We start from the raw sequence: 20,411 nt of genomic DNA, 5'->3' as shown, positions 1-20,411 counted from the left end.
ATTCTGTAATAAGAGCAGGCTATCCGCCAGCGGAGACGTGCTTCGTCTCCTGTTATTGTCGGCTTGATTACCAACGCTCTTTCAGCAGGTTCGGCTGAATACCGCCAATCGCTTTGGTATTTCCCAGATATTGCGGCGCAATACCCGCTTCAAATTCGTCACGGAAATACTTGATAGCACTTTGCAGCGGCTCAACGGCACCTGGCGCATGGGCGCAGAAGGTGTTGCCCGGCCCGAGGAAGCGGCACAGTTGCTCCAGCGTTTCAATATCGCCGGGTTGCCCTTCGCCTCGCTCCAGCGCACGCAGGATCTTCACACTCCACGGTAAACCATCGCGGCACGGCGTACACCAGCCACAGGATTCACGGGCAAAAAACTCTTCCAGATTGCGAGTCAGCCCCACCATGTTGATCTCGTGATCGACCGCCATGGCCAACGCGGTGCCGAGACGGCTGCCTGCCTTGGCGATATGTTCGAAATCCATCGGCAGGTCAAGGTGCGCTTCGGTGAGGAAGTCGGTACCCGCGCCGCCCGGCTGCCAGGCTTTGAATTTAAGCCCGTCGCGCATGCCGCCCGCGTAGTCTTCCAAAATCTCACGCGCTGAGGTGCCAAACGGCAGTTCCCACAAACCGGGGTTTTTCACACGGCCAGAGAATCCCATCAGCTTGGTGCCTGCATCCTTACTCTTGCCAGCAGACAGCCCCTGATACCATTCGGCACCGTGCGCGATAATCGCAGGCACGTTACACAGGGTTTCCACGTTGTTTACACAGGTCGGCTTGCCCCATGCACCGGCAGAGGCAGGGAACGGTGGCTTGGAGCGCGGATTCGCGCGGCGGCCTTCCAATGAGTTGATCAGCGCGGTTTCTTCACCACATATATAGCGCCCGGCACCGGTGTGCACGAACAGCTCGAAATCGAATCCGCTGCCGAGAATATTTTTACCAAGCAGGCCCGCCTGTTTAGCTTCTTCGATGGCGCGACGCAGGTTAACGGCAGCCTCTACGTATTCGCCACGCAGAAAGATATAGCCGCGATAGGCTTTGAGGGCGAATGCGCTGATCAACATGCCTTCCACCAGCAGGTGCGGCAGTTGTTCCATCAGCAAACGGTCTTTGTAAGTGCCCGGCTCCATCTCATCCGCGTTACACAGCAGATAGCGAATGTTCATGCTTTCGTCTTTCGGCATCAGGCTCCATTTCAGACCGGTGGAGAAGCCTGCACCGCCGCGCCCTTTCAGGCCCGCGTCTTTTACCAGGCTAACCACTTCATCCTGTGCCATGCCGCTGAGCGCTTTCTGCGCCGTCGCATACCCATTCTTTGCGCGGTATTCGTCAATCCATACCGGCTGCTTGTCATCACGCAGACGCCAGGTCAGCGGATGCTGTTCGGGCGTCAAAATCCTATTCATACTCATTGATACGGCTCCAATAGCGAATCGATATCGTCAGGCTTGACATGGCTGTGCGTATCCTCGTCGATCATCATCGACGGGCCTTTGTCACAGTTGCCCAGGCAGCAGGTCGGCAACAGGGTAAAACGACCGTCAAAGGTGGTTTGACCGGGCTTGATCTTCAGTTTTCGTTCCAGCGCCGCTTGCACGCCCTGAAAACCGTTGATGTAGCACACCACGCTGTCGCAATAGCGAATCACGTGACGCCCAACCGGTTGACGGAAAATCTGGCTGTAAAACGTCGCCACGCCTTCTACATCGCTGGCCGGAATCCACAGAATGTCGGCAATGGCATGGATAGCGCCATCCGGCACCCAGCCACGATGTTTCTGAACAATTTTCAGCGCTTCGATGGACGCCGCGCGCGCATCTTCGTAGTGATGTTTTTCATGCTCGATGGCATCGCGCTCAGCGTCGCTCAATACAAAAACAGACTCGTTCGGCGCGGCATCGGCTGCGGCGTTAATAGGTTGTTGAGTGTCTTGATCATGCATAATTAGCGATCCACATCTGACATAACGAAATCAATACTCCCGAGGTACACGATCAGGTCAGATACCAGACAACCGCGAATCACGGAAGGGATCTGCTGCAAATGCGCGTAGCTTGGGGTGCGAATACGGGTGCGGTAGCTCATGGTGCCGCCGTCGCTGGTCAGGTAATAACTGTTGATGCCTTTTGTCGCTTCGATCATCTGGAACGATTCGTTTTCCGGCATCACCGGCCCCCAGGACACCTGGAGGAAGTGGTTGATCAGCGTTTCAATGTGCTGCAACGTGCGCTCTTTCGGCGGCGGCGTAGTCAGCGGGTGATCGGCTTTGAACGGGCCTTCCGGCATATTGTTCAGGCACTGTTCCAGAATCCGCAGACTCTGGCGTAGCTCTTCCACTTTCAGCATCACGCGGGCATAGCAGTCACTGATGCCGTCGCCGACCGGTACTTCAAAGTCAAAGTTTTCATAGCCGGAATACGGACGCCATTTACGCACGTCAAACGCGATACCGGTAGCACGCAACCCCGCCCCAGTGACGCCCCACTCCAGCGCTTCTTTAGCGTTGTACGCCGCCACGCCTTGAGTACGTCCTTTGAGGATGGTGTTTTTCAGCGCAGCCGTAACGTAGGTATCCAGACGCTTGGGCATCCAGTCCAAAAACTCACGCAGCAGACGTTCCCAGCCGCGCGGCAGATCGTGTGCCACTCCACCGATGCGGAACCAGGCCGGGTGCATACGGAAACCGGTGATGGCTTCCACCAAATCATAAATTTTCTGGCGATCGGTAAAGGCAAAAAAGACCGGCGTCATGGCACCGACGTCTTGAATAAAGGTACTGATGTAGAGCAGGTGGCTGTTTATTCTGAACAGCTCTGAGAGCATGACGCGGATAACGTTCACACGTTCCGGCACCACGATCCCTGCCAGTTTCTCTACGGCTAACACATAGGGCATTTCATTGACGCAGCCGCCCAGGTACTCGATACGGTCGGTATACGGGATATAGCTGTGCCATGACTGGCGCTCGCCCATTTTCTCCGCACCACGGTGGTGATAGCCCACATCAGGAATACAATCGACAACCTCTTCACCATCCAGTTGCAGTATGATGCGGAACGCCCCGTGTGATGAGGGGTGGTTCGGACCGAGGTTAAGGAACATGAAATCTTCGTTTTCCGTCCCGCGCTTCATGCCCCAGTCTTCAGGCTTGAAAGTCAGAGATTCCATTTCCAGATTTTCTTTCTGCTTGGTCAGCACAAAGGGATCGAATTCGGTGGCACGCGCCGGGTAGTCTTTACGCAGCGGGTGACCTTCCCACGTCTGCGGCATCATGATGCGCGTCAGGTGCGGGTGTCCGTCAAACGTAATACCGAACATGTCCCATACTTCACGCTCATACCAGTTGGCGTTAGGGAACAGTTTCACCATGGTCGGCAGGCGCAGGTCATTTTCAGACAATGGCACCTTGATCATGATGTCGCGATTACGTTCAATGGAGATGAAGTGATAGAAGACAGAGTAGTCTGCGGCAGGCAAGCCTTCACGGTGTGTGCGCAGGCGCTCGTCCACCCCATGCAGATCGAACAGCATCACATAGGGTTTTGGGAGTTTTTTCAGGAACGTGACAACGTCCAGTAATTGCTCACGCTTTACCCATACAACCGGCATCCCGGTACGGGTTGCCTGCACGGTAAAGGCTTCGGGTCCAAAACGGTTACACAGCTCGCCAACGACGGGATCATCCCGGTGATCGCGGGTAGCCCAGGCCGGCTGCGCGAGGTCGTGCGTCGTTAAATCTGTCATAAATATATCACCACGGTAATTTTGCCATTCTGTTAATGGTGCGACTGCCGTTTATTATCTTGCTACCCTGTGAGAGTAATATTACGCAGCCAATCTGCTTGCCATTAACAGATTAAATCTCGTCGGGCGAACGCAGGTTCGTCACCGCAATACGTTCTTCACGTTTGCGTTCGCGCTCGGATTGCATGTTGGCGCGATACACGCCCTGCTCTCCCACCACCCATGACAGAGGGCGGCGCTCTTGACCAATAGACTCTTTGAGCAGCAACAGCGCTTGCATATACGCTTCAGGACGCGGCGGGCAACCCGGGATATAGACGTCCACCGGCAGGAACTTATCGACGCCCTGCACCACAGAGTAGATGTCGTACATACCGCCGGAGTTAGCGCACGCGCCCATGGAAATGACCCATTTCGGCTCCAGCATCTGTTCGTACAGGCGTTGGATCACCGGAGCCATTTTAGTGAAACAGGTTCCAGCCACCACCATGAAGTCAGCCTGACGCGGTGAAGCACGTAATACTTCAGAGCCAAAGCGCGCCACGTCATGCACGGCAGTGAACGAGGTCACCATTTCCACATAGCAGCAGGAAAGACCGAAGTTATAAGGCCACAGTGAATTCTTGCGGCCCCAGTTGACCGTGTCGTGTAAGGCATGCTCCAGGTTTCCCATGAAGACACTGCGGTGAACATGCTGTTCCAGAGGATCGGTAACGATCTCCTGGCGTTGCAGGGGATAACGGTCATTCTCACCGTCCGGCTCTATGCGGGTGAGCGTATAGTCCATCTTAAAGTGCCTCGCTGTTACTGCGGATGAGTGTTGGTAGTGTTATTAACCGGAAAGTCAGACTTGATAACCTGCCGTTTTGAACGCGTCGGCGTCCAGTCGAGCGCGCCTATACGGACCAGGTAGACCAACCCCGCCAACAACACCAAAATGAAAATGGCAGCTTCAATGAAGCCCAGCCAGCCGCTTTCCCGAATGGAAACGGCCCAGGCATAGAGATACAGGGCTTCAACGTCGAAAATAACGAAAAACATGGCAACCAGATAGAACTTGGCGGACAGGCGCATGCGCGCAGAGCCAACCGAGTCAATCCCGGATTCATAGGGAACGTTCTTTGCCCTTGCCCTGGCTCTCCCACCTAGCAGGAACCCGCCCAGCAGCATGAAGCCGCACAAGCCGACGGCGATGATAACGAATAACGCAAATGCCCAGTGATGGACGAGGATTTCAGTCGTTGTTGACATACTCTTGCTTACTCATCAAAAGTGACGTTGAAGACCTGCTCTATTGGCAGTTAAGGCGTCACATCGATTAAAAGGAAGGATAATCACCCTGCAAACAGTGCGGAAAACATCTACGTTAAGCGCTTTTTGCAGCGGTTGCGTCCTTTATTTTGTAACCTTTCTTCAACCTTACTAAAAATAACAGCACATAACTTAACATGCACGCTGTTTTGTTAATATCTCACTTCTCACACTTCAGCTAAATCGAGTCAGTCTGGCTCTGGCGGGTGTAATTGTTAACAACCTGCTAGCTAAAAGGATAGGTGATAATGCACAAGCACTATACCATTTTCGTGCGGAAAACCTGGTCCCCCTTAGCGTTAATAGGGTTATTTTTTGATCTAACACACATTTTTGTCAATTTAGTTAATAAAAAAACCCAATTGTCAGCGCCAATGTTAACAGCTGAAAGTTTGCAGTATTCATTTGAAAAATAAGAAACAGCTTTTCATAAAATACAAAACCTTAGAAGGCGCGAGGAATAACGATAAAAGGAACACAAGCGAATGGGAATAATCACGAAGTAGGATAATCAGAAGGGAGTAAAAAAACGGGCATAGCCGTGACGGCGTCCTGCTACTACGCCATACCCGTATGAACGTGTGCAACGTTCTGAATAACATAAACAGGGCATTTTTCAGCGCCGCATCCCCCTCGCTAGTGCTGTTATCGTCGCTGGCTGAGGCACCTGAAAGCAACGCACCACGATAGTAGTGACCAGACGCTACCACATTGAAAATGGCATCGGCCAGAGTGTTGCCTTCTTGCAGGCGTTTGCACAAAAAATATTGCGTATCGGGAAGCACCGGTAAACCGTCTGCCGTTCCCAAGACCATCAGTTCCTGGTTCATCATCTCAACGGTGCGCACCGTTACGCCCAAGCCAGCCTTCACCGCAGCACGCACGGCTGGGAGCGTAGACGCGACATAGGCAATACGCTAGGAATCCCTGCTTCATTGAGCAAGGTGATCGCCAATGCACGAAAATTGCTGGGCTCATCCAGCAGCACCAGCGATACGGGTTCGTCCTGACGAAAGCGATAATCCGCCGCGCAATACCACATGGTCGGCGAGGTGCAGGCTTCATCGTTAAATTGCAGGATCTTGCGGGCATAACTCAGAAACTGCACGCCGTGTTCTGTTAGCAATTTGTTACGACCGTGGTGGGCAAACAGCTCTTTCCCCACCAGTTGCTCCAGTCGTTGCATTTGTTGGCTCACCGCAGATTGCGTGCGGCAAACCGCCACGGCGGCGGCGAAAGTGTTCAAATCCGCTACCACTACAAACGTTCTGAGTAGATCGAGATCAAGATTGAGTACCGATCGATTTGCATTGGCCATACGATTTTCACTTATCTATTTTAGTATTTAACAAACATTCCTGGTGTTTTATTACATGTATCGTTAATTACAATACATGTTGAAACAGTATCGCAGTCGTTCGATTAGGGCAAAAAATACTCACGTTTCGTTACCATTATCGCCTTTTCACCCAGCCGCTAACGCCCACCACCAAATAGTGTCGGGATCGTTATCCGCTCGGTAAAAAAACAACCGCTCCGCCTTTATACTGGAAATTATATTTTCACGCTCCGAATAAATAGCCTGACTAAAAGAAATACGCACAGGATGCTTTATCTCCCTTTTTTAAAAAGGGATTAGTGAATATTCTGCGGGGATATCAATGCACAATAACAGAGCAGCCGCCCGCAGCATTGCACTAAAATCGACGATCATTCTTCAAAAGGGGTAAACACAGGAGTACATTAGGCAGGTTATGCTATTTCATCGCGAAATACGCTTTTCCTGAAAAAGGTTCGCTCTATCTATGATGTCTCCCATTGAGAAGTCTAAAAAGCTGGATAATGTTTGCTATGACATTCGCGGCCCGGTGCTAAAAGAAGCCAAGCGCCTGGAAGAGGAAGGAAATAAAGTACTCAAACTGAACATCGGCGACCCTGTGCCGTTTGGTTTCGATGCACCGGATGAAATTCTGGTCGATGTCATCCGCAATTTACCTACCGCGCAGGGTTACTGCGATTCCAAAGGACTTTATTCCGCGCGTAAGGCCATTGTGCAGCATTATCAAGCGCGCGGAATGCGTGAAATGACGCTGGAAGATGTGTATATCGGCAACGGCGTCTCCGAACTGATCGTGCAATCCATGCATTGCTTAACACAGGCGACGAGATGCTGGTTCCTGCACCGGATTATCCGCTGTGGACCGCCGCCGTCTCGTTATCCAGCGGGCATGCGGTACACTATCTGTGTGATGAAGAAGCCGGATGGTTCCCCGACCTGGACGACACTCGCAGCAAGATCACGCCACGCACGCGCGGCATCGTGATCATCAACCCCAACAACCCTACTGGTGCCGTCTACAGCAAAGAGCTGTTGATGGAAATCGTGGAAATTGCACGCCAGCATAACCTGATTATTTTTGCTGACGAGATCTACGACAAAATTCTGTACGATGAGGCGTAACACCACTCCATCGCCGCGCTGGCACCGGATCTGCTGACGGTGATCTTTAACGGTTTATCTAAAACCTACCGGGTAGCCGGTTTCCGCCATCCACAAACTGGGCCGTTTCCTGTCGCATTACCATAAGTAAGTCTCTGTTTGCATCATGCCAGCGCGTCATTTTTCACGACGCGCTGGCGTTTACATCCTTCCCGAGAGCGGCCACAATATCTGATTATGGTGCTGCCGTCTGAGAGAACATGATGAATCAGAGTCACTTTTTCGCCCATTTATCCCGTTTAAAACTGATTAGCCGCTGGCCGCTGATGCGCAACGTGCGCACCGAAAACGTATCTGAGCATAGCCTTCAGGTGGCCTTTGTTGCTCACGCACTGGCGTTGATCAAAAACCGCAAATTCAATGGCAACCTGAACGCAGAACGCATCGGGATGCTGGCGATGTACCACGATGCCAGCGAGGTGCTGACCGGGGATATGCCAACCCCTATAAAATATTTCAATGCGCAGATCGCCCATGAGTACAAAAAGATAGAAAAGCTGGCGCAGCGCAGCCTGATTGCCATGTTGCCGCCCGAATTACAGCAGGATTATCGCCAACTGATTGATGACAGTTGCTGTAGTGAAGAAGAGCACGCCATCGTCAAACAGGCGGATGCTCTGTGCGCTTACCTGAAATGCCTTGAAGAGCTTTCAGCCGGTAACAGCGAATTCGCCCTTGCCAAAACTCGGCTGGAAAAGACGCTGCAACAACGCCAAAGCCCGGAGATGGACTACTTCATGGAGGTATTTATTCCGAGTTTTAGCCTGTCACTGGATGAGATTAGTCAGGGTTCCACCCTGTAACCCGGAATAGGGTAGTTTTGTTTTTTATCTGCGTAAAAATCACGCTTAGGGTACCGTGCAGCGGCGTGATTCCCCGCGAAAAGCCAGTAGCCATGGGGCGACGGTGACGTAGCCGCCCCATGGCTGGCGCGGCTACGCGAGTAGTAGAAAGTCGCTTAGCCCGTTGTGCACGAAACCCTCACTGCACGCGCAGAAAAGTGGTTTTATAAGGCGCATAACGCACAGTTAAAAACCATACAGCCACGGCACCATGATGACATTTACAATCATCACCAGCACAGTGAACGGCACACCCACTTTCACGAAATCACCAAAGCGGTAGCCACCCGGGCCGAGCACCAGCGTATTCACCGGTGAAGAAACCGGTGTCATGAATGCCGCGGAGGCAGCGATAGCTACGATCATGGCGAAGGGATACGGCGAAACCCCCATCTGTTTTGCCGCAGCAATGGCTATTGGCGCCATCAACACGGTGGTGGCGGTGTTGGAAATAAAGAGTCCGATCGTCGCACACAGCACAAACAGGCACACCAGCATCACATGCTTTTGCGATTGCAGTTGGCGGATCATACGCCAGTCGCCAATCACCAGCAGGATATCGCCCAGTTGCAGCGGTTCGTCGGTCAGCAATCCGTCCATCGCCTCACCATTGCGGCGGATACCCACCACAGAAAGCCCGTAGCGGCTGCGGAAGCCTACGTCATAAAGCGTCTTACCAATGAGCTCAGAATCGGGGATCAGCGACACTTCCGCCATCCCCACATCGCGAGCCTGTTCAGAAAAGTATTCACCGCGCAGCACCATCGGTTCCAAGCGCTGAGAGGTGCAAAACTCACGCAAATCGACTTCAGAGGCTGACATATCAATCAGCAACACATCGTTTAACCGCAGTTCGGTGTTACCCGCCACGCTGACCATCACGCGACGGAACTTACGCCAGCGCTCAATCCCCACCACGTTGGCACCGTAGCGCTGGCGCAGACGCAAATCGTCCAGGCGGTGGCCGATAAAAGGTGAACCCGGCAGTATCGCCAAACGACGTGCCCTGCCCGTCAGCTTGTAATCGCGAATCAGGTCACGGAAGGTCTTGCGCTTCCAGCCCTCTTTATTCGCCATTCGCCGCTAGCGGATCGACACCGCTCAGCCAGAATCGAGCCACCAGCATGTAAGCAATGCCAAGCAGCAACACTACGACACCAATCGGGGTGACGCTGAAAAAGACGAAACCGTGGTTGCCGTCACGCATCAACTCACTGCTTACCACCATGTTGGGCGGCGTCGCCACCAGCGTCATCATCCCGCTGATCAGGCCAACAAAACTGAGCGGCATCATCAGCCGCCCCGGTGAGGTTTTCATTTTGGCCTAAACGCTCAGCACCACAGGGATAAAGATCGCCACCACACCGGTGGAACTCATAAATGCGCCCAGCGCCGCCACGGTCAGCATCAGCAGCATCTTGATCTCACTGTTGCCCGCAACGCGAATCAGCCACTCCCCGACCTGATACGCCACGCCGGTTCTGACCAGCCCTTCGCCAATAACAAACAGCGCGGCAATAAGGATCACGTTGGAGTCGCTGAAGCCGACTAGCGCATCCGACAGCGTTAAGGTACCACTCAACACAAAGGCTATGATAACCAGCAGCGCCGCCACATCCATGCGTAGCTTATTGGTGCTAAACAATAAGATAGCAATCAACAGCAGGGATAACACCCAGAGCAGTTCGCGGTTCAAATGATCCTCCCCAAAAAACGCGTAAGCCAGCGGCAACACGGTCACTTATAACCGTCCAGACGGTAACAGCCTAAAAAATCACGCTTAACCCAAGTCTGTTCTGGTAGTTTGCCATAAAAAAACCCCGCCGAGGCAGGGATTTCTCTCAACGTTATCAAACGGCCTTAAGGCAAGATGGAGGGTTGATCCGCCCCTTCCTTCTCGACTTTCTACACCAGCAGGTGTTCGCGCTTCATCCCAATCTTCAGCGCCAGCGCTGAGGCCACGTAGATGGAGGAGATGGTACCGATAGACACCCCGATCAGCATTGCCAGCGAGAAACCTTCCAGCATCGCGCCGCCAAAAATGTAGAGCATCAATACCACACCCAGCGTGGTGCCGGAGGTCATCAAAGTACGGCTCAACGTCTGTGTCAGCGACACGTTCATGATTTCGTAAGGCGTACCGCGGCGAATCTTGCGGAAGTTTTCACGAATACGGTCAGATACCACGATGCTGTCGTTCAACGAGTAACCGATAACCGACATCAGCGATGCCACGATGGTCAAATCGATTTCGATTTGAAACAGCGAGAACACCCCCATGGTGATGATCACGTCGTGCGCCAATGCCAGCACCGCCCCCAACGCCAGACGCCATTCAAAACGGAATTCTACGTAGATCAAGATGCAGATCAACGCCGCCAACAATGCCATAGCACCGTCTTGCGCCAAATCGTTACCCACACTCGGCCCAACAAACTCGATGCGCTTCACCGCTGCACTATGTTCCGTGCCCTGATTAATCACGCTAACCACTTTGTTACCCAGTTCCTGACCTGACGTGCCCACGCTTGGCGGCATGCGCACCATCACATCACGGCTGCTACCGAAGTTCTGAATCAACGGATCGGCAAAACCGGCTTTTTCCAGAGAGTCACGAATGAGATCCAGATCGGCCGGTTTTTCCAGGTTGATTTCAATCACCGTACCACCGGTGAAATCCAACCCCCAGTTAAACCCGCGCACACCCATAACAATCAGTGACAGGATTAACAAAGTGCCCGAAATGACGAACGCGACGTTATCCCAACGCATAAAGTCATAGACTTTACGACCATAGTTGAGCTGTTCAACAGTATATTCCTGTGCCATGACGCACTCCTCAAATAGACAGCTTGTTAACGCGTTTGCCGCCGTAAACCAGGTTCACAATCGCACGGGTGCCGACAATAGCGGTAAACATCGAGGTCGCAACCCCAATCGCCGTCGTAATGGCGAAGCCTTTGATTGAACCGGTCCCCACAGCGTACAGAATCACTGCCGTGATCATCGTTGTCAGGTTGGCATCGACGATACTGGAGAACGCACCTTTGTACCCTTCATGAATGGCTTGCTGAACTGTGCGCCCGTTCCTGAATTCTTCTTTGATACGTTCGTTAATCAGTACGTTGGCATCTACCGCCACCGCCAGCGTCAACACGATACCGGCAATCCCCGGCATGGTGAGCGTCGCCCCAGGCAACAGTGACATCCCCCCGACGATCAGCACCAGGTTAGCCATCAACTCAGTGGTCGCAATGACACCAAACCATTTGTAGAACACCACCATAAACAGGATGGATGCCACCAGCCCCCACAAGCAGGCCTCAAGCCCTTGGGTGATGTTTTGCATCCCCAGCGTTGGCCCGATGGTGCGCTCTTCAACAATCTGGATCGGGGCAATCAACGCACCGGCACGCAGCAACAGAGAGAGCTGACGCGCTTCGTTCGGGTTATCGATACCGGTAATACGGAAGCTGTTACCCAGACGCGACTGAATGGTCGCGACGTTGATCACTTCTTCGTGTTTTTCCAGAATGGAACGACTTGACGTGGCATCTTTCTTACCGCTGTCCTTGTACTCCACAAACAAGGTTGCCATCGGTTTACCGATGCTGTCCTTGGTGAAATTGGACATGGCGTTACCGCCCGCGCTATCCAGCGAGATGTTCACCTGCGGACGACCGTATTCGTCGGCACCCGAGGTGGAATCGGTAATGTGGTCACCGGTGAGGATCACACGCTTGTACAGCACCACCGGGGTGCCATCACGCATGTTTTTCACTTCTGAATCAACCGGGACACGGCCATTGGCTGCTGCCGTCACGTCCGCAGAACTGTTTACCAGACGGAATTCCAGCGTTGCCGTCGCACCCAGAATTTCTTTGGCTCGCGCGGTGTCTTGAATACCGGGCAACTCAACCACGATGCGATCCGCACCCTGGCGCTGTACCAGCGGTTCGGCCACACCCAGTTGGTTAACACGGTTACGCAGGATATTGATGTTTTGCTGGACGGCGTATTCGCGCGCTTCACGCAGGCGCTCGGCGCTCATCATCGCACGCATCAGGTTATCGCCGCTGGCGTTAAACACCAGATCGCGATGACGGGTGGTGAGATAGGAAATCGCGTCGTTACGCGTTGCCGCATCGCGGAAACGGATCTCTACGGTATTGTCATCGGCTTTACGCACCGTGGCATAAGGGATGCCCTTTTCACGCAGATCGCTGCGCAGGGAATCCATGGTCTGCTCTTGCAGTTTACCTAACGCCGTTTCCATATCCACTTCCATCAGGAAGTGTACGCCGCCGCGCAGGTCCAGACCCAGTTTCATGGGTTCCGCACGCAGCATGCGCAGCCAGTTTGGCGTAGCGGGGGCCAGGTTCAAGGCCACGACATACTTCTCACCCAATGCATTCACCAGCGCTTCACGAGCGCGCAGTTGAATATCTGGAGTGGAGAAACGGGCAAGGATCGCACCACTTTCTAACGCGAGCGATTTGCTGGTGATCTGCTGTTCTTGTAATACATTCTGGACTTGGATCAGCGTTGATTCACTGGCGGCGATGCCTCGCGCGCCAGTGATTTGTACCGCCGGATCCTCACCATACAGGTTAGGAAGTGCATAAAGCAGGCCGAGGACTAATGCCACGACCAGCATCAGGTACTTCCACAAAGGATAACGGTTTAACACGGTAGTTTCCTTCGGGAAAATCAAAAATTACAGGGCTTTGATGGTGCCCTTTGGCAATACGGCAGCCACAAAATCACGTTTGATAACCACTTCATTGGTGTCGTTCAGCGCGATAGAGATGTACCCGGTCTCAGAGACTTTCGTCACGCGACCCACCAGACCGCCCGTCGTCAGCACTTCATCCCCTTTGGAAATAGAGTCCATCAGTTTCTTGTGATCTTTAGCGCGCTTTTGCTGAGGACGCAGAATCATGAAGTAAAAAATCAGGCCAAAAACAGCCAGCATAATCACCAGAGAGTACGGACTTTGTGCCGGAGCGCCAGTTGCAGCTACAGCATCAGAAATGAAAAAACTCATTTAACTATCCTCTTTGTTATCAAACCAAACGTGTGCAAAAGTATATGAAATCCAAATGTGCCTAAAACACTTCAACCGTACACATCACGCGCAGCAGGTACGAAAATCGCGTCGTCAGTCGTGTTGACCTGCCGCCGTTTCAGCAAGGGATGGCGCCGGCTTTCCAATCCGTTGGTAAAAATCTGCCACAAAGTTCTCTAATTTACCCTCTTCGATGGCCTGACGTAAACCCGCCATCAACCGTTGATAATACCGCAAGTTGTGGATGGTATTGAGGCGCGCGCCGAGTATTTCGTTGCAACGGTCAAGATGATGCAAGTAATCGCGACTATAATTGCGACACGTGTAGCAATCACAGTGCTCATCCAACGGGCGAGTATCATCCTTGTGTACCGCATTGCGGATTTTTACCACACCGTCGGTGACAAACAGGTAGCCGTTGCGCGCATTGCGCGTTGGCATCACACAGTCAAACATGTCAATGCCGCGTCGCACGCCTTCCACCAGATCCTCAGGCTTGCCGACTCCCATCAGATAACGGGGTTTATCCGCCGGGATCTGCGGGCAAACATGCTCCAGAATGCGGTGCATATCTGCCTTCGGCTCCCCTACTGCCAGGGCGCCCACAGCGTACCCATCAAAGCCAATCTCTACCAGCCCTTTTACTGAGACATCGCGTAAATCTTCGTAAACACTTCCCTGAATGATACCAAATAACGCGTTGTTGTTATTGAGTTCATCAAAACGATCGCGGCTGCGCTTCGCCCAACACAACGACATTTCCATCGAGCGTTTGGCATAATCCCAATCGGCATGATAAGGCGTACACTCATCGAAAATCATCACGATATCAGAGCCGAGATCGTACTGGATTTCCATCGATTTTTCTGGGCTGAGGAAAATCGGGTCGCCGTTGATCGGATTACGGAAGTGCACACCCTCTTCGGTGATTTTGCGGATGTCACCCAGGCTGAATACTTGAAATCCGCCGGAATCGGTCAGGATCGGGCCATGCCACTGCATGAAATCATGCAAATCGCCATGCAGCTTCATGATCTCCTGGCCTGGACGCAGCCACAGGTGGGAGGTGTTACCCAGCAGGATTTGCGCGCCGGTTTCTTTCACTTCCTCGGGCGTCATGCCCTTTACCGTGCCGTAAGTGCCAACCGGCATAAACGCCGGGGTTTCCACCACGCCACGCTCAAAAATAAGACGGCCACGGCGTGCGCGACCATCGGTTTGCAACAATTCGTATTTCACTTTACCTCCAGCACCGGAAAAACAGTCCTATGTTGTTATTGGTAAGTCAGTCAACACGCCAACAGATTGCACTCTGCGGCGCTATTATGCGTTTGTTTTCAAAAAATTTAAGCGTCATTGTCCGCCGCACTGGCGATGTGCTCCGCTTCAGCCGCGGGATTATGCGTAATAAACATGGCGTCGCCGTAACTGAAAAAGCGATACTGCTCGTTCACTGCCGCACGGTAAGCCGCCATGGTGTGCTGATAGCCCGCAAACGCTGACACCAGCATGATCAGCGTTGATTCCGGCAGATGGAAGTTAGTCACCAGCGCGTCGATCACGCGATAATGATAGCCGGGATAGATAAAAATTCGGGTATCATCGAAGAAAGGGGCAATCAGCGCATCTTGTGCTGCCTGCGCCGCACTTTACAATGAACGCACCGACGTGGTGCCAACAGCGATCACGCAATTACCGCGCGCTTTACACGCCAGCACAACATCTACCACGTTCTGCGGCACTTCAGCATACTCCGCATGCATGATGTGATCTTCGATGGTATCAACCCGCACGGGCTGGAAAGTGCCTGCGCCGACGTGTAGGGTGACAAACGCCATTTCAACCCCCCCCTTTCTCGCGCAATGCAGCCAGCAGCGGCTCATCAAAGTGCAGGCCCGCCGTAGGTGCGGCAACCGCACCGGGGCGCTGGCTATACACCGTTTGATACAGTTCACGATCGGCGTCTTCATCCGGTCGGTCAATGTAAGGCGGCAGCGGCATATGGCCGATGTCGTTTAATATCGTCAGCACATCGCGCGTATCATCAAAGTGCAGCTCAAACAGCGTATCGTGGCGCTGGGCCATCACCGCTTTGACGATGCCGTCCTCTCCCAGCAACAGTTCCGTTCCCGGTTTGGGCGACTTGGACGCTTTAACATGCGCCAGCACACGCTGCGTATCCAGCACGCGCTCAACCAGCACTTCAATCTTCCCACCGCTGGCCTTTTGACCAAACAAACGAGCAGGAATGACGCGCGTATTGTTAAACACCAGCAGATCGCCCGGTGCCAGCTTATCCAGCAAATCGGTGAAAACACCATGGGTCAGGGCTCCCGTCGGTCCGTCCAGCGACAGCAATCGGCAGCCGCTACGCTGCGCCTGCGGATAGTGCGCAATCAGCGCTTCGGGAAGTTCAAACGAAAAATCAGAGACTAGCATGGCTATTCATTTGGTTGTGCTATTTATAAAAGAGTGTTCGACAGGAACAGGTAAAAAAACGGCGGTCTAGTCTAGAGCCGTAAGCGCGCGGCTGCAACAAATAAGCAAACGGTGCATGAAATTGATGTAAACTGGCAGAATGAATTTTCTTGCTCATCTTCACTTGGCCACGCTAGCCGATAGTTCGCTTCTCGGCAACCTGATGGCAGACTTTGTGCGCGGTAACCAGCAACAAGGCTTTAGCAATGACGTGGTGTCAGGTATCCGCCCGCACCGCCGCATTGATGTGCTAACGGACAGTCAGGCCGAAGTAAAAGCCGCCGCCGCCCATTTCAGCGCCGATTACCGCCGCGTGGCGCCCATCACGCTTGACGTACTATGGGACCATTTTCTTGCCCGTCACTGGACGCGCGTGTGTCCGCAGCAATCGCTGGAAGCGTTTGTCGCTACCGCTCGCACCCAGATAGAGCCACACTGGCTGACACGCCGGAACGCTTTCAAAACCTGAATCACTATCTGTGGCGTGAACGTTGGCTGGAGCGCTACGCCGAATTGCCCTTTATTGCTGATGTGCTGCAACGCATGGCGATACGCCGCCCCCGGTTGGCAGCATTAGCAGGCTCATTTGAGGATATCGAGCGCCACTACACCGCCTTTGAAGACTATTTTTGGTGTTTCTATCCACGTATGATGGAACAGGCTCGTTTGCAACAACTGTAACACTGTCGATTTATGCTGGGTATGACCAATCAATTTAATAGACAAAACCTATCTCATCAATCGGTCTGTTAACTTGTATTCATGAGGAAAGAAACCTTATACTGCCTGTTGTTTTTTCATCCTAGTCCTTTTAATCACTTTTACAGGAGTTATTATGGTCCTGGTAACGCGTCAAGCCCCTGACTTCACCGCTGCTGCCGTATTAGGCAATGGCGAAATCATTGAAAACTTCAATCTGAAAAAGCACATCAGCGGTAAAGCGGCAGTGATTTTCTTCTGGCCGATGGACTTTACCTTCGTCTGCCCGTCAGAACTGATCGCCTTTGACCACCGCTATAAAGAGTTTCAAGATCGCGGTGTAGAAGTGGTTGGCGTCTCTTTTGACTCCGAATTCGTTCACAACGCCTGGCGCAACACGCCGGTGAAAAGCGGCGGTATCGGCCCGGTGCAGTACGCCATGGTCGCCGACGTGAAGCGTGAAATCCAGAAAGCCTACGGCATTGAGCACCCGGATGCGGGCGTGGCACTGCGCGGTTCTTTCCTTGTCGACAAAGAAGGCGTGGTACGCCATCAGGTTGTCAACGATCTGCCGCTGGGCCGTAACGTTGGTGAAATGCTGCGCATGGTTGATGCCCTGCAATTCCATGAAGAGCACGGCGAAGTGTGCCCGGCACAGTGGGAAAAAGGCAAATCCGGTATGGGCGCATCGCCAGATGGCGTTGCAAAATACCTGACGGAAAATGCCGACAAGCTGTAATCTCGTCCTTATTCCGCGACAACAAGCTGACGCTATGCCGTCGGCTTTTTTATTAGTAATGTTCAGAGAATAAAAAACGGGGCTTTACGCCCCGTTTTTTCATTGCCGCTCAACCACGCTTACGCGTTGCCATTCGCCAGCTTCTGCCGTTTCTGTTTAAAGGCATAACCCAACAGCAGCAGCGCAATCCACAGCACGCCCACGTAGAGGGAAACGCGCGTTTCTTCAAAGTAGCCAATCAGCCCGATAATAAACACCAGGAACACGATACCCACTACCGAAGATGCCACCCCACCCGGCAGCGGGAACGCCAGTGCCTTCACCTCGTTCTCACTCAAACGACGGCGGAACGCAATTTGCGAGCACAGGATCATGATCCACACCCATACGGTGGCAAAGGTTGCCAGCGATGCAATCACCAAAAACACTTTGCCCGGCATAATGTAGTTAAGGTAAACCGCCACCAGCAGCGCCGCCATCATTACAACGACCGTGACCCACGGAATACCGCGCTGCGACACTTTGGCAAAGACCTTGGGCGCGTTGCCCTGCTCAGCCATGCCGTGCATCATGCGGCCCACGCCAAACACGTCGCTGTTAATCGCCGACAGAGACGCCGTGATGACCACAAAATTCAGAATGCCCGCCGCTGCCGTAATGCCGAGATGCTGGAAGGTCAACACAAACGGACTGCCGTTGGTACCCACCTGATTCCAGGGATAAATCGACATGATGACAAACAGCGTACCCACGTAGAACACCAGGATGCGCCACGGTACCGAGTTGATCGCGCGCGGAATGGATTTATGCGGATCTTTGGCTTCACCGGCGGTGATACCAATGATTTCGATACCGCCGTAGGCAAACATCACCAGTTGCAACGACAGAACCATGCCCATCACACCGTTACTGAAGAAACCGCCGTGGCTCCACAGGTTACTGATTCCGGTTGGCTGGCCGCCGTTACCAATACCCCACACGATAATCCCAATGCCCGCCACGATCATGATGATAATGGTAGCGACCTTGAAGAACGAGAGCCAAAACTCCAACTCACCGAACACCTTCACGCTCATCAGGTTGATGGCCCCAATAATCAGCACCACGCTCAGAACCCAGATCCAATGCGGCACATCAGGGAACCAAACTCTCATGTAGATACCAAACGCGGTCACATCCGCGATGGCGACGATGAGGATCTCAAAGCAGTAGGTCCATCCGGTGATGTAGCCCGCCATCGGCCCCAGGTAATCCTGTGCGTATCGGGAAAAGGAGCTGGCCTGCGGGTTATTGACCGACATTTCTCCCTGCGCCCGCATGATGATATAGGCGATAACGCCGCCGATGATATAAGCCAACAGCACGCTTGGTCCTGCCATCTGAATGGCACTGGCCGAGCCATAAAACAGCCCGGTACCAATCGCCGATCCGAGTGCAATGAAGCGGATATGCCGCGTGCTTAACCCACGCTTTAGCTTAGCGGATTGTTGTTCCATAAATTAAGCAGCCCTATCTTACAAAAGAAAAACCACAGGCGACAGCCTGTGGTGAAAAATGCAGCATGAGTGCGTTATTGGTGCGCAGTCACTTCCTGACGCCCGCTCAGCCGGTCATAAATAACCGCAGCCAGCAGCACCACCAGCGACGGTGGCAACCAGGCCAATCCTTGTTCACCCAAAGGCAAGCTCAGGCTCCAGGCTGGCAGCAATGACGCAAAGGTCGATGATTTTACCCCATCAATCAGGCAGAATAACAGGCTGATTAACATGACCGGGGCCACAATACGCGAAGCCTGATTCCACCAGCGCAAAGTAAAACTCAGCAAAACCAGAATGATACAGGGCGGATAGATCGCTGTCAGCACCGGAATGGAAAGCTGAATCAGATGACTTAATCCCAGATTGGCAACTAACGCAGAGAAGCCACCCAGCACGAACACCAGCGTGCGATAGGAAAACGGCAAATATTGGGAGAAAAATTCGGCACAGGCGCAGGTCAGGCCAACCGCCGTCACCATGCAAGCGATAAAAATTAACAACGCCAGGAAGCCGCTACCCATGCTACCAAAGGTGTGCTGCACGTAAGCATGCAGGATTTCAGCACCGTTTTGCGCGTTAGGAATCAGTTCACCGCTCACAGAGCCCAGTTTAAACAGGCTCAGATAAACCAACGTCAACCCGACGCCGGCAATCAAACCGGCCCAGATGGTATAGCGGGTCAGCAGCGTAGCATCGGTCACGCCGCGTGAACGGGCCGCATTGACGATAACGATTCCGAATACCATGGCACCCAGAGTATCCATGGTCAGGTAACCGTTCACAAAACCGTTAGAAAACGGTACGGTTTGATAGGCTTCGGTCGCCGGGATCGGCGAACCCGCAGGCCACATCACCGCCGCTAATCCCAGCACGGCCAGTGCCAGAATTTTCAACGGTGCCAGCACATGGCCAACCGTATCCAGCAGACGACCCGGATAGAGAGAAATGCCGATCACCGACGCGAAATAGGCCACGCTATAGATCAACAGCGGCGTGGCAGCATCGCCAAACAGCGTAGCCAACCCCACTTCGAAGGATACCGTAGCGGTGCGCGGCGTAGCGAACAGCGGTCCGACGGCCAGATAACACACGGTCGCCAGCAGAACGCCTGCCTTCTGGCCAATGGGGGAGCTCAGCGCATAGACGCCACCGCCCACGCGCGCCAGCGCGACCACGGTCAACACCGGTAGGCCAACCGCAGTGAGCAAAAAGCCAAGCGCGGCGGTCCAGACGTGTTCACCGGCCTGTAAACCCACAATTGGCGGGAAAATGATGTTCCCCGCCCCGACAAACAGCGCAAAGGTCATAAACCCCAGCGCCACGATATCTTTGGATGTTAAACGATGACTCATAGTTACGTTGTGTTGCCTGTATATAAATGCGACAAAATGAGAAGACGAACTGCGGCGTGGTATAAATTATTCTTATCGCGCAGACGTTATAGGGCGCTAAGCAAAACGTTTATAGCAATAAAAGACAAGTAGCGA

The 20,411-nt window shown here is 53.1% G+C and carries 13 protein-coding genes and 5 pseudogenes; 4 read left to right on the top strand and 14 right to left on the bottom strand.

Annotated features, from left to right (window positions below; all coding sequences use genetic code 11):
- Positions 1-67: 67 nt before the first annotated feature.
- The 6 genes and pseudogenes from nuoF to JZM30_RS01935 all read right to left on the bottom strand — a co-directional run.
- On the bottom strand, positions 68-1,417 hold the full coding sequence (gene nuoF / locus JZM30_RS01960) for an NADH-quinone oxidoreductase subunit NuoF (RefSeq protein ID WP_252317389.1): 1,350 nt from the start codon (positions 1,415-1,417) through the stop codon (positions 68-70).
- On the bottom strand, positions 1,414-1,947 hold the full coding sequence (gene nuoE, locus JZM30_RS01955; protein WP_252317388.1) for an NADH-quinone oxidoreductase subunit NuoE: 534 nt from the start codon (positions 1,945-1,947) through the stop codon (positions 1,414-1,416). The genes nuoF and nuoE overlap by 4 nt, the downstream gene beginning before the upstream one ends.
- 2 nt (positions 1,948-1,949) lie before the next feature.
- The gene (gene nuoC / locus JZM30_RS01950; protein WP_252317387.1) at positions 1,950-3,749 is read right to left on the bottom strand and encodes an NADH-quinone oxidoreductase subunit C/D; all 1,800 of its coding nucleotides are present in this window, start codon (positions 3,747-3,749) and stop codon (positions 1,950-1,952) included.
- Positions 3,750-3,861: 112 nt separating this feature from the next.
- Positions 3,862-4,536 carry a NuoB/complex I 20 kDa subunit family protein gene (locus tag JZM30_RS01945; RefSeq protein WP_222157560.1) on the bottom strand — a complete coding sequence of 225 codons (675 nt, stop codon included), beginning with the start codon at positions 4,534-4,536 and terminating at the stop codon, positions 3,862-3,864.
- Between the two features lie 17 nt (positions 4,537-4,553).
- Positions 4,554-5,000, bottom strand: coding sequence for an NADH-quinone oxidoreductase subunit A (locus JZM30_RS01940; RefSeq protein WP_252317386.1), 447 nt, complete (start codon positions 4,998-5,000; stop codon positions 4,554-4,556).
- A 683-nt stretch (positions 5,001-5,683) separates the two neighbouring features.
- Positions 5,684-6,378, bottom strand: a pseudogene (locus tag JZM30_RS01935) (LysR family transcriptional regulator); the annotation flags it as partial.
- 490 nt (positions 6,379-6,868) lie between these two features.
- Between JZM30_RS01935 and JZM30_RS01930 the strand changes: the two are divergent.
- Positions 6,869-7,608, top strand: a pseudogene (locus JZM30_RS01930) (aminotransferase class I/II-fold pyridoxal phosphate-dependent enzyme); the annotation flags it as partial.
- Between the two features lie 155 nt (positions 7,609-7,763).
- On the top strand, positions 7,764-8,363 hold the full coding sequence (gene yfbR / locus JZM30_RS01925) for a 5'-deoxynucleotidase (RefSeq protein ID WP_252317966.1): 600 nt from the start codon (positions 7,764-7,766) through the stop codon (positions 8,361-8,363).
- Between the two features lie 225 nt (positions 8,364-8,588).
- On the opposite strand, the pseudogene JZM30_RS01920 reads toward yfbR, so the two are convergent.
- The 6 genes and pseudogenes from JZM30_RS01920 to queA all read right to left on the bottom strand — a co-directional run bounded on the left by JZM30_RS01920 (position 8,589) and on the right by queA (position 15,909).
- Positions 8,589-10,098, bottom strand: a pseudogene (locus JZM30_RS01920) (SLC13 family permease).
- Positions 10,099-10,307: 209 nt separating this feature from the next.
- On the bottom strand, positions 10,308-11,231 hold the full coding sequence (secF, locus tag JZM30_RS01915) for a protein translocase subunit SecF (RefSeq protein WP_252317385.1): 924 nt from the start codon (positions 11,229-11,231) through the stop codon (positions 10,308-10,310).
- 10 nt (positions 11,232-11,241) lie between these two features.
- Complete coding sequence (gene secD / locus JZM30_RS01910) at positions 11,242-13,092, bottom strand: protein translocase subunit SecD (protein ID WP_252317384.1); 1,851 nt, start codon at positions 13,090-13,092, stop codon at positions 11,242-11,244.
- Positions 13,093-13,119: 27 nt separating this feature from the next.
- Positions 13,120-13,449: a preprotein translocase subunit YajC gene (gene yajC, locus JZM30_RS01905; protein ID WP_252317383.1), complete on the bottom strand. Its 330-nt coding sequence runs from the start codon at positions 13,447-13,449 to the stop codon at positions 13,120-13,122.
- A 114-nt stretch (positions 13,450-13,563) separates the two neighbouring features.
- Positions 13,564-14,709: a tRNA guanosine(34) transglycosylase Tgt gene (gene tgt, locus JZM30_RS01900; RefSeq protein ID WP_252317382.1), complete on the bottom strand. Its 1,146-nt coding sequence runs from the start codon at positions 14,707-14,709 to the stop codon at positions 13,564-13,566.
- 107 nt (positions 14,710-14,816) lie between these two features.
- Positions 14,817-15,909, bottom strand: a pseudogene (gene queA / locus JZM30_RS01895) (tRNA preQ1(34) S-adenosylmethionine ribosyltransferase-isomerase QueA).
- Between the two features lie 139 nt (positions 15,910-16,048).
- On the opposite strand from queA, the pseudogene JZM30_RS01890 reads away from it, so the two are divergent.
- A pseudogene (locus JZM30_RS01890) lies at positions 16,049-16,629 on the top strand (acyl carrier protein phosphodiesterase).
- A gap of 154 nt (positions 16,630-16,783) precedes the next feature.
- A complete protein-coding gene (locus tag JZM30_RS01885; protein ID WP_252317381.1) occupies positions 16,784-17,386 on the top strand; it encodes a peroxiredoxin C in 603 nt (200 codons plus the stop codon).
- Positions 17,387-17,505: 119 nt separating this feature from the next.
- Here the strand turns inward: JZM30_RS01885 and proY are convergent, their stop codons facing one another.
- The gene (gene proY / locus JZM30_RS01880) at positions 17,506-18,882 is read right to left on the bottom strand and encodes a proline-specific permease ProY (protein WP_252317380.1); all 1,377 of its coding nucleotides are present in this window, start codon (positions 18,880-18,882) and stop codon (positions 17,506-17,508) included.
- A gap of 74 nt (positions 18,883-18,956) precedes the next feature.
- On the bottom strand, positions 18,957-20,276 hold the full coding sequence (brnQ, locus tag JZM30_RS01875) for a branched-chain amino acid transport system II carrier protein (protein ID WP_252317379.1): 1,320 nt from the start codon (positions 20,274-20,276) through the stop codon (positions 18,957-18,959).
- Positions 20,277-20,411 lie beyond the last annotated feature (135 nt).

It is taken from the genome of Candidatus Symbiopectobacterium endolongispinus (assembly GCF_018777385.1).
GTDB lineage: Bacteria > Pseudomonadota > Gammaproteobacteria > Enterobacterales > Enterobacteriaceae > Symbiopectobacterium > Symbiopectobacterium endolongispinus.
The sequence above is the reverse complement of the archived record's forward strand: the minus strand, read 5'-3'. Positions and strand labels throughout refer to the sequence as shown.